Annotated in this window: 18 protein-coding genes and 1 pseudogene; 8 read left to right on the top strand and 11 right to left on the bottom strand. The window is 59.0% G+C overall.

What is annotated here, in order from left to right:
• Positions 1 to 82 precede the first annotated feature (82 nt).
• A pseudogene (locus ACQKEN_RS19865) lies at positions 83 to 444 on the bottom strand (DUF3565 domain-containing protein).
• Here ACQKEN_RS19865 and ACQKEN_RS19860 point away from each other — a divergent pair.
• From ACQKEN_RS19860 to ACQKEN_RS19850, 3 genes are all read left to right on the top strand, one after another.
• Positions 413 to 898 carry an FKBP-type peptidyl-prolyl cis-trans isomerase gene (locus ACQKEN_RS19860; protein ID WP_074884740.1) on the top strand — a complete coding sequence of 162 codons (486 nt, stop codon included), beginning with the start codon at positions 413 to 415 and terminating at the stop codon, positions 896 to 898. The pseudogene ACQKEN_RS19865 and the gene ACQKEN_RS19860 sit on opposite strands and share 32 nt — an antisense overlap.
• A gap of 114 nt (positions 899 to 1,012) precedes the next feature.
• Positions 1,013 to 1,495 (top strand): glutathione peroxidase, encoded by a 483-nt coding sequence (locus ACQKEN_RS19855; protein ID WP_192171873.1) that lies wholly within the window; start codon positions 1,013 to 1,015, stop codon positions 1,493 to 1,495.
• A gap of 123 nt (positions 1,496 to 1,618) precedes the next feature.
• Positions 1,619 to 2,722: an NADH:flavin oxidoreductase gene (locus ACQKEN_RS19850; protein ID WP_427688122.1), complete on the top strand. Its 1,104-nt coding sequence runs from the start codon at positions 1,619 to 1,621 to the stop codon at positions 2,720 to 2,722.
• 195 nt (positions 2,723 to 2,917) lie between these two features.
• On the opposite strand, the gene ACQKEN_RS19845 is transcribed toward ACQKEN_RS19850, so the two are convergent.
• Together ACQKEN_RS19845 and ACQKEN_RS19840 are read right to left on the bottom strand one after the other, a co-directional pair.
• On the bottom strand, positions 2,918 to 4,084 hold the full coding sequence (locus ACQKEN_RS19845) for a glycosyltransferase family 4 protein (RefSeq protein WP_427688164.1): 1,167 nt from the start codon (positions 4,082 to 4,084) through the stop codon (positions 2,918 to 2,920).
• Between the two features lie 167 nt (positions 4,085 to 4,251).
• A complete protein-coding gene (locus ACQKEN_RS19840) occupies positions 4,252 to 4,557 on the bottom strand; it encodes a hypothetical protein (protein WP_427688121.1) in 306 nt (101 codons plus the stop codon).
• A 205-nt stretch (positions 4,558 to 4,762) separates the two neighbouring features.
• Between ACQKEN_RS19840 and ACQKEN_RS19835 the strand changes: the two genes are divergently transcribed.
• On the top strand, positions 4,763 to 5,395 hold the full coding sequence (locus ACQKEN_RS19835) for a hypothetical protein (protein ID WP_427688119.1): 633 nt from the start codon (positions 4,763 to 4,765) through the stop codon (positions 5,393 to 5,395).
• 75 nt (positions 5,396 to 5,470) lie between these two features.
• Here the strand turns inward: ACQKEN_RS19835 and cysZ are convergent, their stop codons facing one another.
• Positions 5,471 to 6,226, bottom strand: a complete 756-nt coding sequence (cysZ, locus tag ACQKEN_RS19830) for a sulfate transporter CysZ (protein ID WP_427688117.1) — start codon at positions 6,224 to 6,226, stop codon at positions 5,471 to 5,473.
• Between the two features lie 386 nt (positions 6,227 to 6,612).
• Between cysZ and trxB the strand changes: the two genes are divergently transcribed.
• Complete coding sequence (trxB, locus tag ACQKEN_RS19825; protein ID WP_427688116.1) at positions 6,613 to 7,575, top strand: thioredoxin-disulfide reductase; 963 nt, start codon at positions 6,613 to 6,615, stop codon at positions 7,573 to 7,575.
• Positions 7,576 to 7,660: 85 nt separating this feature from the next.
• Here the strand turns inward: trxB and ACQKEN_RS19820 are convergent, their stop codons facing one another.
• From ACQKEN_RS19820 to ACQKEN_RS19790, 7 genes are all read right to left on the bottom strand, one after another.
• Positions 7,661 to 8,002 carry a HopJ type III effector protein gene (locus ACQKEN_RS19820; protein WP_427688114.1) on the bottom strand — a complete coding sequence of 114 codons (342 nt, stop codon included), beginning with the start codon at positions 8,000 to 8,002 and terminating at the stop codon, positions 7,661 to 7,663.
• Positions 7,995 to 8,291, bottom strand: a complete 297-nt coding sequence (locus ACQKEN_RS19815) for a DUF1244 domain-containing protein (protein WP_192171866.1) — start codon at positions 8,289 to 8,291, stop codon at positions 7,995 to 7,997. The genes ACQKEN_RS19820 and ACQKEN_RS19815 overlap by 8 nt, the downstream gene beginning before the upstream one ends.
• An 89-nt stretch (positions 8,292 to 8,380) precedes the next feature.
• Entirely contained in the window at positions 8,381 to 8,752 is a 372-nt protein-coding gene (folX, locus tag ACQKEN_RS19810; RefSeq protein WP_427688112.1) for a dihydroneopterin triphosphate 2'-epimerase, read from the bottom strand.
• A 3-nt stretch (positions 8,753 to 8,755) separates the two neighbouring features.
• Positions 8,756 to 9,316, bottom strand: a complete 561-nt coding sequence (gene folE, locus ACQKEN_RS19805; protein WP_427688110.1) for a GTP cyclohydrolase I FolE — start codon at positions 9,314 to 9,316, stop codon at positions 8,756 to 8,758.
• A 20-nt stretch (positions 9,317 to 9,336) separates the two neighbouring features.
• Positions 9,337 to 10,047 (bottom strand): dihydromonapterin reductase, encoded by a 711-nt coding sequence (gene folM / locus ACQKEN_RS19800; protein ID WP_427688108.1) that lies wholly within the window; start codon positions 10,045 to 10,047, stop codon positions 9,337 to 9,339.
• A 230-nt stretch (positions 10,048 to 10,277) separates the two neighbouring features.
• Positions 10,278 to 10,847: an antibiotic biosynthesis monooxygenase gene (locus tag ACQKEN_RS19795; protein WP_427688106.1), complete on the bottom strand. Its 570-nt coding sequence runs from the start codon at positions 10,845 to 10,847 to the stop codon at positions 10,278 to 10,280.
• Positions 10,848 to 11,035: 188 nt separating this feature from the next.
• The gene (locus ACQKEN_RS19790) at positions 11,036 to 11,641 is read right to left on the bottom strand and encodes a hypothetical protein (RefSeq protein WP_427688104.1); all 606 of its coding nucleotides are present in this window, start codon (positions 11,639 to 11,641) and stop codon (positions 11,036 to 11,038) included.
• Between the two features lie 372 nt (positions 11,642 to 12,013).
• Between ACQKEN_RS19790 and ACQKEN_RS19785 the strand changes: the two genes are divergently transcribed.
• The 3 genes from ACQKEN_RS19785 (at position 12,014) to ACQKEN_RS19775 (ending at position 14,306) form a co-directional block, all read left to right on the top strand.
• Positions 12,014 to 12,469, top strand: coding sequence for a flavodoxin (locus tag ACQKEN_RS19785; protein WP_427688102.1), 456 nt, complete (start codon positions 12,014 to 12,016; stop codon positions 12,467 to 12,469).
• Between the two features lie 216 nt (positions 12,470 to 12,685).
• Positions 12,686 to 13,594, top strand: coding sequence for an SDR family oxidoreductase (locus tag ACQKEN_RS19780; protein WP_427688100.1), 909 nt, complete (start codon positions 12,686 to 12,688; stop codon positions 13,592 to 13,594).
• 187 nt (positions 13,595 to 13,781) lie between these two features.
• Positions 13,782 to 14,306, top strand: coding sequence for a hypothetical protein (locus ACQKEN_RS19775; protein ID WP_427688098.1), 525 nt, complete (start codon positions 13,782 to 13,784; stop codon positions 14,304 to 14,306).
• The last annotated feature ends 343 nt before the right edge of the window (positions 14,307 to 14,649 follow it).

Here is a 14,649-nt window from a genome sequence, read left to right as displayed (position 1 = left end):
AAAATGAGCAGTGCAAGGGTCATGGCGTTATGAATTCAGCCATCGGACCGGATAAACCAGGACGCTGTTCAGTCGCAGCGTCTCAACGGGGCCCAAGGTTATCGTTATCTGACCCCGACGCGCACCAGCCGCAGTGAAAGGACTGGCCGATTGTTGCTTGGCGCTGCGCCGGATCGAGCACCCAGGCGCGGGATTGCCAGGGCGGGTCGTGGCGCAAATGCTGGGTGTGACCGCAAGACAGCTCAACCACCCAGTGACCGTCCCGGTCCTGAACAAAGGCGGTAATGATTGAGTAGGGGGAGGGGGCTTTCGGGGATTCCAATCGGGGCCGTCCGTCTGAGTTGCGTTCGCTTTCGCGCGAGTGCTTGGTTAGACTTGGCCGCTCATATCTATTTGCAAAAGGTCTCGCCCCATGCCGATCGCCGCCAACAAGGCTGTCTCCATCGACTATACCCTGACCAATGACGCTGGTGAGGTCATCGACAGTTCTGCCGGCGGCGCGCCGCTGGTTTACCTGCAAGGCGCAGGCAATATCATCCCGGGTCTGGAAAAGGCGCTGGATGGCAAGGAAGTCGGCGACGAACTGAAAGTGGCCATCGAGCCTGAAGATGCGTACGGCGAATACTCTGCCGAACTGGTCAGCACCCTCAACCGCAGCATGTTCGAAGGCGTCGACGAGCTGGAAGTCGGCATGCAGTTCCACGCCTCTGCGCCGGACGGCCAGATGCAGATCGTCACCATCCGCGATCTGGACGGCGACGACGTCACTGTCGACGGTAACCACCCGCTGGCCGGTCAACGCTTGAACTTCGATGTGAAGATCGTTGCCATCCGTGATGCCAGCGAAGAAGAAATGGCCCACGGTCACGTGCATGGCGAAGGTGGTCATCACCACTGATTGTCCTGCTAAGCTGAGTGAGCTGGCCAGGCGTCCTCGCGGTCTTGTGAAAACATTTGTTTTTACGGTCTGACAGGGCGCCTTTTTCGGCCAAGGGTTTCTAGGGGAGTTGTCATGAGTGTATTTCACGAGCTGAAGTTGAAGGCTCTGGATGGCCAGGAGCTACCCCTCGCCCCGCTCAAGGGCAAAGTGGTTCTGGTGGTCAACGTCGCGTCAAAGTGTGGCCTGACGCCGCAATATGCTGCGCTGGAAACCCTGTATCAGAAGTACAAAGACCAGGGCTTCAGTGTCCTCGGGTTGCCGTGTAACCAGTTCGCCGGTCAGGAGCCTGGTAGTCAGGAAGAGATTCAAGCGTTCTGCTCGTTGAACTACGGCGTGACCTTTCCGCTGGGCGACAAGCTCGAAGTCAACGGACCGCACCGGCATCGGCTGTACCAGATGCTCGCGGGCGAAGGCGCAGAATTTCCCGGAGATATCACCTGGAACTTCGAGAAGTTTCTCGTCGGCAAGGATGGACGGGTGCTGGCACGCTTCTCACCCAGCACGCTTCCGGATGATGCCAAAGTGGTAAGTGCGATCGAGAAGGCACTGCCCTAGTATTCGCTTTGCTGTGCGTCTTCTGAGCCCTAATCACTCCAGTCAATAGTGCTTCGTATCCCTCGTGCTTCGGCTCATTCTGTATGACCTTCATCATATTTCCAGAATGCCGAGGACGCCTGAATGCCTGCTCAAGCCTTGTTCAAACCCTTCCACATGGGCAGCCTCGTGTTGCCGACGCGCATCGTCATGGCGCCGATGACTCGCTCGTTTTCACCCGGCGGCGTACCCAATTCCAACGTCATCGAGTACTACCGTCGTCGTGCGTCTGCGGGCGTTGGCTTGATCATCACTGAAGGCACCACGGTCGGGCACAAGGCCTCCAATGGCTACCCCAACGTGCCGCAGTTCTTCGGCGACGCGGCGCTGGACGGATGGCGCAAAGTGGTAGAAGCGGTTCACCAAGAAGGCGGCAAGATCGTGCCGCAGCTCTGGCACGTGGGCGCTGTGCGCCGCCTGGGCACCGAGCCGGATGGCACCGTGCCCGCCTATGGCCCGACCGAGAAGCTCAAGGATGGAAACGTTGTCGTTCATGGCATGAGTCAGCAAGACATCGACGAGGTCATTGCGGCGTTCGCCCAGGCGGCAAAGGACGCCAAGGCCATTGGCATGGACGGTGTCGAGATCCATGGCGCCCATGGCTATCTGGTCGATCAGTTTTTCTGGGAAGGCACCAATCAGCGTACCGACGAATACGGCGGCGACCTTGCACACCGTTCCCGCTTTGCCATCGAGCTCATTCAGGCCGTACGAGCGGCAGTAGGTCCGGACTACCCGATCATCTTTCGTTATTCGCAGTGGAAGCAGCAGGATTACAGCGCACGGCTGGTGCAAACGGTGGATGAACTCGACGCATTCCTCAAGCCGCTGTCCGACGCGGGCGTCGACATTTTCCACTGCTCGACGCGGCGTTTCTGGGAGCCCGAATTCGAGGGCTCCGACCTGAACCTGGCCGGCTGGACGCGCAAGCTCACCGGTAAACCGACCATCACGGTGGGCAGCGTCGGACTTGACGGCGAGTTTTTGCAGTTCATGGTCAACACCGACAAAGTCGCCCAGCCCGCGAGCCTGGAAAACCTGCTCAAGCGCCTGGGCGACGAGGAATTCGATCTGGTCGCTGTCGGCCGCGCCCTACTGGTCGACCCGGACTGGGCGATGAAAGTGAAGGAAGGTCGCGAGCACGACATTTTGCCGTTCAGCCGTGAAGCCCTGACTCGGCTGGATTGAAGATCCGGTCGCTGAGCCTGCGCGGTCTTCATGAGTAAAAGATTCCACAGGCTTAGCACCTTTTGTAGGAGTGAGCTTGCTCGCGAAGAGGCAGGTACATCCGCCGCACATTCAGCGGTTTAATACTGTCTTCGTGAGCACGCTCACTCCTACCTATATGGCTTTTGGAGGCGGTGTGAGGTTCTTCCGGGACGACTACACGCCCAGAACAACCCCATCCCGCGTCTCGCTCGCAGCGCGCAGGTAAGTCTCGAATGAGTCGATAATCCCGGCCCATCCCTGACGACTCGCGTGCTGGCGGGCATTTAGCCTGACGCGGCGCAACGTCTCATCATCCTCCAGCATCCACCGCGCGGCATCGATGAAGCCTTCCTCATCCCCCGGCATCGCGACCGCGCCATTGTGGCCGTGGCGAATATGTTGGGCTGCCGCCGCTTCGTCATAGGCGACCACCCCCAGCCCTGATGCCAATGCCTCCAGCACCACGTTGCCGAAGGTTTCAGTCAGGCTCGGGAACAGAAACAGATCACTCGACGCATAGTGCGCCGCCAGCGCATCCCCGCGCTGGGTGCCGCAGAAGATGGCGTCCGGGAGCTGACGCTGCAGCGTCGGCCTGACCGGTCCATCGCCAACAATCACCAGCCGCAGGTTCTTCTCGGGATAGGTGCTGACCAGACCATCAAAGGTGGTCTTCAGCAGGCCCAGGTTTTTCTCCGCGGCCAGCCGTCCGACATGCAGAACCGCCGTATCGCCCGGTTCAAGCCCCCAGCTTTCACGCAGCGCACTCGAACGCTTCGACGGGTGAAACAACTGGCAGTCGACACCACGCGACAGCAATTCCAATCGCTCGAAGCCTCGGCGTTCGAGTTCGGTTTTCTGCGTGAAACTGGGCACGAGCGTGGCGTTGGAGCGGTTATGAAACCAGCGCAGATACGTCGTCAGTAGGCGCGTGATGAAGCTCAGCCCGTACTGGCGCGTGTAGTGTTGAAAGTTGGTGTGAAACCCGCTGACGATGGCAATCCCCAGCCGCCGCGCGGCACGCAGCGCCGACAGCCCCAATGGTCCTTCGGTGGCGATATACAAAACGTCCGGGCGATCGCGCTGCCAGCGGCGAAGCAGTTTGTGCATCGACGACTGCCCCCACTGCAATCCGGGATACCCCGGAATCGGCCAGCCACGGCACAGCATCAAATCTTCCCCGGCCGCGCGCAATTCATCGTCGCTCTGCCGCGGCCGAATCACCTCAACCCGATGCCCCCGCAGGCGCAGCCCGTCGCACAGACGGCTGAGCGTATTGGCCACGCCGTTTATTTCCGGGGCATACGTTTCGGTGATCAGGGTAATACGCAGGGATTTACTCATGACATCAGTTTCTGAGCGGGTCGTTGCGCTTGTGTGGCGGTTGAGTGATGGATTTGTGACGGCAAATCGCTGGCCGGGATTTGGTATTGGCCTCGTCCGATCCTGACCGGTTTTAACGGCATCCGCCCCGATCAGGTTCGAGTATGACTGCGCAGACGAAGGGCGCATCAACCGCCAACGGTGAAGGGCACGAGCCTTGACTCGCCAATGCGCTCGAAGGCAGCGGGCTCTGGCACGTAGTGGGTCTGCACCGGATTCAGGCTGGTCAGTTGCAGGTGCGAACGGGGTTCTGCGGGCCGGGCGAGGTTCGCGGATTCAGCCTTGAGGGTGGGTGAAACAAACGCCTGATTCGCCTGCGCCAGTGCTTGCATGAACGCGGGGGCGTGGGGTTCCGGCTTCTTCTGTCGATCCATCACAAAGGACGCAGGACTGACGGTGGTTTTAATCAGGGTGTTCAGTGGGGTTGAATCCATGGGCATATAACTCCTGCTGATGAATACGCCGGGCGAGTGAACGCGGCGGCAAATACTCGCCCGGAGTGGGCATGTCCATGGTTAAACAGGAAGGCTGTGGGAAGTGGCGAATACCGTCGTAGGAATCGTCCTGATTTTCCCGAGGTTGATTAAAAGAGTGTTTCCGCCTTTAGCATGCGTCGCCTCAACTTCTGGAGGAAACGCTGTGTCCGAACAATTTAATACGCCACCTGCTGCCGATTTGACGGCTTTGCCTACGAGCGGCCCGCCGTTTTATACGGTATCGCTGGTCAAGTTGACGGTGATGATGTTTATCACGTGCGGGTTGTACGGGCTCTACTGGTATTACAAAAACTGGTCGCGGTATAAGGCGTATTCGGCGAAACCGATCTGGCCGGTCCCCCGCGCCATTTTCGGACTGATTTATGTGCCGTCTATGTTTGGCAAGGTTGACGCTTTGCTGAAGGAGAAAGGGCAGCGGGGGATGCCTTACTGGGGCACGCTTGCGGCAGGTATGATTCTTCTGGCACTCGCCCCGTCACTTGTCGTGTTCGTCCACAACATCGCAACAAGTTCGAAAGGCGTCGCTTCGGCAGGCCTTGGGCTTATCCCGTTAGGGATATCCGTGATTTCGACGTTTGCACAGTTCCTGATCATGCTCAGAGTGCAGTCGTTCATTAACCAGCTGAACCGCGACGCCGAGGGAAGCTGCAAGTGTGGTTCTACCTTCGGTGAAGGTGTATGGGCGATGCTGGGCTTAATGTGCTGGGTAGTTGTGGTAGTTATCGTTGTCATGATTGAAGCTATCAGAATGTATTTCTCCAGCCGTGGCCTTTAGCCAGAGGAGCGAGTGGCAACACTGGTAGAGCCTGCACTCACACAAAAAGGCCTCAATCGAGGCCTTTTCTCTGTATCAGCGAATCCGCTCTGCCAGCGTCTCCGCCCCGCGCTCCCTCACCCAGAACAACGTTGCCCCCGCCACCGCCGCCGGCATCATCAGGATGTTGACCACCGGTATCAGCAGCACCAGATACACGATCCCGCCGAAACTCATGCTCTGCCACCGCTTGGCGCGCAGCCAGGCGAGCATGTCTTGCCAGCTCATTTTGTGGTTGTCGGCGGGGTAGTCGATGTACTGGATAGCCATCATCCACACGCCAAACATCAGCCACAGCGGCGCGGCAACGAGGTTCACCACGGGGATCCACGAAAGGATGAACAGGCCGATGGCGCGAGGCAGGAAGTAGCCCAGTTTGCGCATTTCCCGGCTCAGGGTGCGCGGGACCATTTCCAGCAGCTCGCCCCAGCTGAACGCGGGAAAATCATCCGTCCCGCGCAGCACCACTTCGACTTTCTCTGAAAGAAAGCCGTTGAACGGCGCGGCGATGGTGTTGGCGATCATGGTGAAGGTGAAGAACACCATCAGCGCGACAAGCACCACGAACAGTGGCCACAGGATGTAATTGAGAAAGCTGAGCCAGTCGGGAAGGGTCGGCATGAAGGAGTCGACCCACAGCCTGAACTCGTGGCCGGCGAAGTAGATCATGGCGCTGAAAAGAACCAGATTGATGGCCAGCGGCAACAGGACGAACAGGCGCAGGCCAGGGCTCAGGACCAGTTTCAGGCCTTCGCGCAGGTATTGCGGGCCAGACAGGACGGGTGCAGGCATGTGTGCCTCCAGGCAGTGATATCGCGCCGACCTTACCGGCTTTGCGGCGGGGGCGGAAGCGCCGCCGCAGATGCGACATTCGCTGAAACAATCGTGCAGCGGTAAAGTCTATGCATGACTGCAATGTCCAAAGCACAGCGTGCACATAGGGCCGGCCTATGAGCTGGATTGTGAAACGATATTTCCTTAATCTTCTCCGCCCCGATAAGCTTGCGGCCAATGTTTGCCGTTGCTGTGCCCCGAGTGGCAGCTTCATGTTTTCAGGATCGGCGGGCGCCTCCCGTATGGCGCAGGCCCCGTCAGTCCCAATCCTCTCAACCGGTACGCCGGTTCAGATCCAGTGACTCCGACCACGCGTAACGATGGCCGGTCAATAGGAGTGTGTCATGTCTGATGTACGTCATTCGCGAGTGATTATTCTCGGCTCCGGCCCTGCCGGTTACAGCGCTGCAGTCTATGCCGCGCGCGCCAACCTCAAGCCGTTGCTGATCACCGGGATGCAGGCGGGTGGTCAATTGACCACCACCACCGAAGTCGACAACTGGCCGGGCGACCCCCATGGCCTGACCGGCCCGGCATTGATGGAGCGTATGCGTGAACACGCCGAGCGTTTCGAGACCGAGATCGTTTTCGATCACATCAATGCAGTGGATCTGGCGGGCAAGCCGTTCAGCCTGAAAGGCGACAACGCCACTTACACCTGTGACGCGCTGATCATCGCCACCGGCGCCAGCGCCCGTTATCTGGGTCTGCCGTCTGAAGAAGCGTTCATGGGCAAGGGCGTTTCGGCCTGCGCGACCTGCGACGGTTTCTTCTATCGCAACAAGCCGGTCGCCGTGGTCGGCGGCGGCAACACGGCCGTCGAGGAAGCCCTGTATCTGGCCAACATCGCCAGCAAGGTCACGCTGGTTCACCGTCGCGATATCTTCCGCGCCGAGAAGATCCTCATCGACAAGCTGCATGCACGTGTGGCTGAGGGCAAGATCGAGCTCAAACTCAACGCCACCCTGGACGAAGTCCTGGGCGACAACATGGGCGTGACCGGTGCGCGTTTGAAGAACAACGACGGCAGCTATGCTGAAGTGACCGTCGACGGCGTGTTCATCGCCATCGGCCACACGCCGAACACCAGTCTGTTTGACGGACAGCTGGCGTTGAAAGACGGCTACATGGTCGTCCAAGGCGGTCGCGAAGGTAATGCGACGGCCACCAGTGTTGACGGTGTTTTCGCTGCCGGCGACGTGGCGGATCATGTCTACCGTCAGGCGATTACCTCGGCGGGTGCAGGCTGCATGGCTGCACTGGACGTCGAGCGCTACCTGGACGGCCTGGCGAACGTTTCGTTCTGACCTGATCTCCAGCTGAAAAAAAACCGGCTCATCGAGCCGGTTTTTTTTGGTCTGGCAAACGTGCCTTTCAGCGTCAAACGCGCAATCAGGCCTTGGGCTTGAGCGGCTCGGCCGAGAACTTCACGCCGGCCAGACCGTTGGCCATCAGCGCCCGAATGTTGCCGTGGTCCGAACCTTCCGGCGTATCGAGCACAGAGCGGTAGTGCTCGCCAAAAGCCAGCAGCGCTTCTTCATCGCTCAGCCCTTCCAGCAACGCCAGGCCGAGGGTCTTGCACGAACCTTCATTCTGGCCAGCAGCGTTTTCCACAGGACCGTTGCTGAACGCCTGAGGTTGATAATCGTAATGCGCGGCGATGAAGGCCAGCGTATCGGCGAACAGATGATTGCCGCTGGCGAGGCTGGCGCGCAGGGCGTTCAGGTCAGTCATGCTTCGGTTCCTTGGCGAACGCGGCTTGCTGCTCGGCGCTGGCTTCTTTCTGGTACGTGGATTTCCACTCGCTGTACGGCATGCCGTAAACCACTTCGCGGGCGTCATCCAGGGTGATGTCGATGTGCTTCTCGTCGGCCTCGGCCTTGTACCACTTGGACAGGCAGTTGCGACAGAAACCGGCGAGGTTCATCAGGTCGATGTTCTGCACGTCCTTGCGGCTGTCCAGGTGCGCAACCAGACGGCGGAAAGCGGCGGCTTCGAGTTCAAGACGTTGTTGCTCGGTCATGGTGTGCTCTGTCGGAAGTAAAGATGAGCGGATGATAAGAGCGGCAGGCAGGCCGGGCAAGCGTGCGCCTGCAACGGCAAGCGCAGGAATCAGCGCGCTGCCGCCAGGGTGATCGACACCGACTCGGCGAAACGCAACGCGTGGGGCTTGTCCACTTCGACTTCGGCGTATTGCACCGCCTCATGGGTCATCACCAGGTCGAGCACTTCCTGCGTCAGGCGCTCGAGGAGGGCAAAGCGGTTGCTTTCCACATGCTGGATGATGGCCTTGGTGATGGTCCGGTAGTTCAGCGCGTGATCAATGTCGTTGTCGCGCACCGCTGCCTGCGCCGCGTACAGGATGGTCAGGTTGATCAGCACGTCCTGCTTGTTGAGGATTTCGTCCTCGTTAATGCCGATAAACGTGCGCAGGCACAGGTCTTTGACCCTGATGCGTGCGGTGCCGGGTTCGAGTCTTGCCATGGACTACTTGCTCCGTCCGATCAGTTGCAGAAATTCCATGCGGGTCGTGGTCGACTCGCGGAAGGCGCCAAGCATCACCGAGGTGTTCATGGTCGAGTTCTGCTTTTCAACGCCGCGCATCATCATGCACATGTGTTGAGCCTCGATCACCACGGCCACGCCTGCGGCGTTGGTCACGTCCCGAATCGCATCGGCGATCTGTCGCGTCAGGTTTTCCTGAATCTGCAGGCGCCGTGCGTACATGTCGACAATGCGCGCGATTTTCGACAGGCCGAGGACTTTCCCGGTGGGGATATACGCGACGTGGGCCTTGCCGATGAAGGGCAGCAGGTGATGCTCGCACAGCGAATACAGCTCGATGTCCTTGACGATGACCATCTCGTCGCTCGCGGAGGCAAACAGCGCGCCGTTGACGATCTCGTCCAGCGTCTGCGCGTAGCCATGACACAGGTATTGCATCGCCTTGGCCGCGCGCTTGGGCGTGTCGAGGAGGCCTTCGCGTTCAGGATCTTCACCCAGGCCGACGAGGATTTCACGGTAATGCTGTGGCAGTGACAGGGTCATCAATGGTTCCTCGGGGCGGCTTACTTGACGTGCCGTCCGCCGTTTACGGTCAGAGTGGTGCCGGTGACGTAAGGGTTATCCAGCAGATAGCGCACGCTCTGGTAAATCACCTCGGCGCCGGGTTCGATCCCCAGTGCCGATTTCTCCAGTGTGCGTGCGCGGTATGCCGCGTCGTCGTCGGGTTTAAACATCAGCATTGCCGGAGCGATGCCGTTGACCTTGATATGGGGCGCAAACCTGGCAGCGAAGGACAGGGTCAGGTTTTCCAGCCCTGCCTTGCTGGCGCTGTAAGCGATGTGCTTGCTGCTGCCCTTGCGGGTGACATCGTCGCTGATGTGAATAATGTCGGCCGTCTCCGAGCGTCGCAACAAGTCGGCGCAGTGCAGATTGATGAGGTAGGGCGCCAGCATGTGCACGCTGAACATCTGCATGAACACGTCGGCTTCTTCTCCCGGCGTCTCGGCCAGCCAGTCTGAAGCGTTATGCACAATGGCCCTGAGGCTGTCAGTCTGCACTTTGAGTCGGGCGATGAAATCCAGCACGCTCGTCTCCGACGAAAAATCAGCCTGAAGCACCACGGCGCCCAGCGCCCTTAAATGCTCCACGCCCGGCCGCTCGCTGCGGTAGGTGATGATTACCGGCTGGCCTTGCGCCAACAGACGCTCGGCGCAATACAGGCCGACACGCTGGCTGGCACCAGTGATCAATACAGGGGCGGGAGAGCAGGCCATGGTCGTCACGCATTCATCAACGGGGAGGGAGGTCGGGCGAATCGGTGCTGAATGGCGAACAGTGGATGCTCGCATTGCGCCATCGGAAACGACCGTCGGGCAAAGTTACCCCAACGGCCGATACTTGTACAAGCACGGAAAGATGTACATGTTTTTTGGATGGGTGCCGCGCTGCGACACGATGCTGTAATTCGGCTCGGGCGCGCCGCAAGAGCGTCAGTTGCGGTCAGCTAGCGCGTAGACGCCGGCTCTGTCCCGCTGACCTGAGCTGGGGTGTTGCTGTGCAGCCACCCCGCCAGCAAATGGGTCGACAGGGGAATGAACCAGAACACCATCAGCGGTGTGAGGATCAAGGTGCTGATCATGATGCGCGGGAACAGTTCCAGCTGACCGAGCAGCGGGCCCAGCACGAAGTTGAAAATCAGCGACACCGGAAAGAACGCCAGCCAGATGGCAACGGCTTGCTTCCAGCGCGGCGGGCGCTGACCGACGGCGCCGAACCAGCCGTCGATGCCGCTGACGCGGTGCACTGAATTTTTGGCGAACAGACCACTGCCGCGCACCAGCCAGGAGCGTCGGGAGGCAGAATGCTCCCAGGCGTGCATGGTGGCTTCATCGGCGAAGCGGAAAATAATCTGGAATTCGTCATCCCCGGGCGGCGGAGCGAGCACGCCTGACCCTAGATAGCCGGGGAAGTCTGTAGCGAGTTGTTCGCCTTCATGCAGCCAGGCAATCAGTTCCTGATAGCGGCCATGGGCGACGCGACGGGCAACCATCAGCGTGACGGGTGAGGTAGACATTGTGTATCTCCGATAAACAAGTGAGGTTCCCGGGTAGGGAAATCACATGACGCAGCGCCGGGGTGGTGGCGATGCGTCAGCTTCACTGGAAAAAGCAAGCAAGGATTATTCCTGAAACCTGCGAGAAAGCCAGCGGTGTTTGTCGGACGGAAGAAGAGTTGGGCTAAGGATCGCCTGATCAGACAATCCTAGAGGTGCATCGAGGGGTGAATCTTGCGGTGTTCCTGAAGAATGTACTGACGCAGGCGTTCAGTGTCTTCTTTGTTGTTCTGACTCAACCGATAAGCCGCAAGGCCATGATGGTTCAGGCGTTCGAAGGTGCCACGCAAAGCGATTGGCGCATAGCCCTGAGGTGTGAACCACGCGGCGAATGACTTCGGCGGCTTGGTTTGCTTGCGCATCTCAAGCAGGATGCCCTTGAACGAGATTTCATGAACCCAAAGTGCGGTCAGCGAGCCCTTTTCGGTCTCCAGCGGCACCGGCTCAGGCAGGGTCAGACGCCATGGGCGAATGCGCGGGCCTTCCTCGAAGATGCTCGGCGCCCCCAGCTCCAGGTGCAGCGCGTGAAATTCGTCTTCGACCAGATGCAGCGGGAAGGTCATTTGCTGATTATCGAACTGGGCCTGAATCGTGACTTGCTCATGGGCCGCCAGACGAGTCAGCAGATCCTGAATCTGCACGCCGCCGTTAACCACCAGGCTGCTGGATTTGTCGCGCAAATTCAGCGTGGGGTTGTGCTGCATGTTCTGGATGAACTCCAGTTCATCCGGCGTGAGAATGTTGTCGCGCTGCATGGTCGAGCTCGATTAACCGGTTATTGAAAGAGCAGACAGATGGTTCGCTTGTTCGTTGCGACCGTTCGTCAGTTGCAAGATGTTACCCCTTCAGGATTCCATTCTCCAGCCGAGCTTGCGTCCGTTCGGCATTTAACTCGACCTCTGCACGCCGGGCGGACAGCTGACCGTCATGGCATTTGAGCGCCGATCTGAAAGTAGTACAGGCAACGGTGATGGGACAGGAAATTTCGGCCATCGTTGAAAGTCATTTTCATCAACGAGCGCGCTCGACGCTTGGCTTCTTCTGCGGCAGCGCGAGGTCAGGAGCCAAGACATCGCGGCTGGCTGAGGCATAATGCCGCACGATTTTACCCGTCACAGGATGAACCCATGAAAGTCGCGATTATTGCGGGCTCGGTATATGGCTCGGCTGAAGAGGTCGCCCGCCACGCCCAACAGATCATCAAGGATGCAGGGCACGAGGTGCTATTCAATCCACGCGCCACCCTTGCCGATTTACAGGCCTTTGCACCCCAGGCCCTGCTGGCCGTGAGCTCGACCACCGGGATGGGCGAGCTGCCGGACAACATTCAACCGCTTTATCATCAGATCCGTGACGTACTGCCTGCTGCGTGGCGCGGGCTGCCTGGCGGCGTGATTGCGTTGGGCGACGCGAGTTACGGCGATACGTTTTGTGCAGGCGGCGAGTTGATGCGCGAGCTGTTCGGCGAGCTGGGGATTCGTGAGGTGCAGGAGATGCTGCGTCTGGACGCCAGCGAAACCGTGACCCCGGAAAGCGATGCCGAGCCGTGGTTGGCGGAGTTCATCGGCCAGCTGAATAGCTGAATAGCTGGGTGGCACGCCCAAGCCCCGTTTCTGCCGAAACATAACAGAGCCATCCCCCGGCGTTATCGACCACCATTCAGCGTGCCCCGTGTTGATTGTGACCCGACTCCGAGTCGTTGACACTCCATGACCATTACGCCCGCTTCTGCTTGCGCTGTCCCCTGTTGAGTTCGGGGCTGTGAATGTAGAGCCGGCTTCATCATTGGGGAGATTGAGATGAGCGAGTCCGTACGTTTTGAAGGCAAAGTGGTGGTCGTCACCGGTGCGGGCGGCGGATTGGGGCGAGCCCACGCGCTGTTGTTCGCGCAACACGGCGCGCAGGTGATCGTCAACGATCTCGGCGGTTCGGCCCATGGCGAAGGTGCCAATGCCTCGGCCGCGGATCGGGTGGTCGCGGAAATCCGTGAGGCGGGCGGCGAGGCGGTCGCCAATCATGACTCGGTCACCGACGGCGACAAGATCGTCCAGAACGCTCTCGATGCATTCGGCCGCGTCGACGTTGTGGTCAACAACGCCGGCATTCTGCGCGACAAAAGCTTTGCCAAAATGGAAGACGCCGACTGGGATCTGGTTTACCGCGTCCATGTCGAAGGCGCCTACAAAGTTACCCGCGCGGCCTGGCCCCATCTGCGTGACCAGAACTACGGCCGCATCATCTTTACCTCCTCCACTTCCGGCATCTACGGCAACTTCGGTCAGGCCAACTACGGGATGGCCAAGCTCGGCCTGTATGGTTTGACGCGCACGCTCGCGGTTGAAGGGCGCAAAAACAACATTCTCGTCAACGCCATCGCCCCCACCGGCGGCACTCGCATGACTGAAGGCCTGATCCCCGCCAGCGTTTTTGATCTGCTCAAGCCTGAACTGGTCAGCCCACTCGTGGTGTACCTGGGCAGCGAGCAGTGTCAGGACAGCGCCGGCCTGTATGAAGTGGGCGGCGGCTGGATCGGCAAAGTCCGCTGGGAGCGCAGCCTGGGTGCCGGCTTCAACCCACATGCAGGCTTTTCACCTGAAGACGTCGCGGCGCAGTGGCAGACGATCAGTGACTTCGGCGATGCAGTACATCCGGCTGACAACGTCGAAGCGCTCAAGGAAATGATGGCCAATTTGCAGAAATTTGCCTGATCGGTCGTTGATCAATAAGCGGCCGGTTCGGGTGGTCGAACCGGCCGTTTTTGTAGGAGGCTTACTTGCAGCGATGTAGGAACGGTCTCTGAATGCGGCAATGATTCCGTCTTCAGTTTTTCAGCCTCAACCCCGCCCCGCATCGCCCGACACGTCCTGAGAATAAACCGGTTTTTCAGGAGGTTTTATGATTGGCAATTTGAGCAAGGTGCAAGAGCGGCTGAGTGTATATGTCGCCGGCCCCTACAAGCGGTTTGAGACCCTATCCGGACTGAGTGCCGAAGAGCAGGCGGTTAAACAGAAAGTCCGACAGTACTGGGCAGATGAAAACATCTCTAACATCAAAAAATTACAGGGGCTGAATATTGACCTTGCGGGCTTCGACCCTACCAGGACCACGAACCGGCAATTGAGGGAAATAGGCGCAGTCTTGGCGGAACGCGGGATCATTGATGAAGGGCTGGTTGATGCGATGTCCAGCATGAATATCGAATTTGATGCGGATGGAAAAGAAATAAACCAGGACGCAGAGGTAAACGCTTACGCTTTTTTTGATAAAGAATTGGGCGTACTCCATGACCGCATGAGCCGGGAAAACGACGTGGCCCAAGATGCGCTGGTGGAATTACGGACGGTCATTTCTGTGGTGATGGCGCTTGCTGAATACGCAAACACGCCACGGGAGAGATCACGGGTGAACATCCGCGCCTGAGCCGTTGCGGGGCAGACCCATTGCGGCCACGCAAAAAAAAGCCGCTGCACACGCAGCGGCCAAATAAGACGTTGAATCCAGGAGCTTCAAAACACAACGTCGGTGACGAGGGGCAAGCACATACAGTCCGTTTAAAAACAGCGTCTTCCATGGCCCGGGGGGCTGTACTCAGATGGCGCGCAGGTTAAGGGGTTTGCTGTCACTGAAACAGCGCGCTTTATGACATGCAGTTTTACAGCCGCAGCAACAGTAGGATGACTCCACAGGTGGCAGTCAAATGTGCCCTTTTCCCGCATAACCCGTCGACGCAGACTCCCTCGTGGCATCAATAGTTATCCCATCG

This window comes from Pseudomonas sp. NPDC078416 (assembly GCF_050268485.1).
In the GTDB taxonomy this organism is placed as follows: domain Bacteria; phylum Pseudomonadota; class Gammaproteobacteria; order Pseudomonadales; family Pseudomonadaceae; genus Aquipseudomonas.
This window is presented reverse-complemented; position numbering and strand designations above follow the sequence as displayed.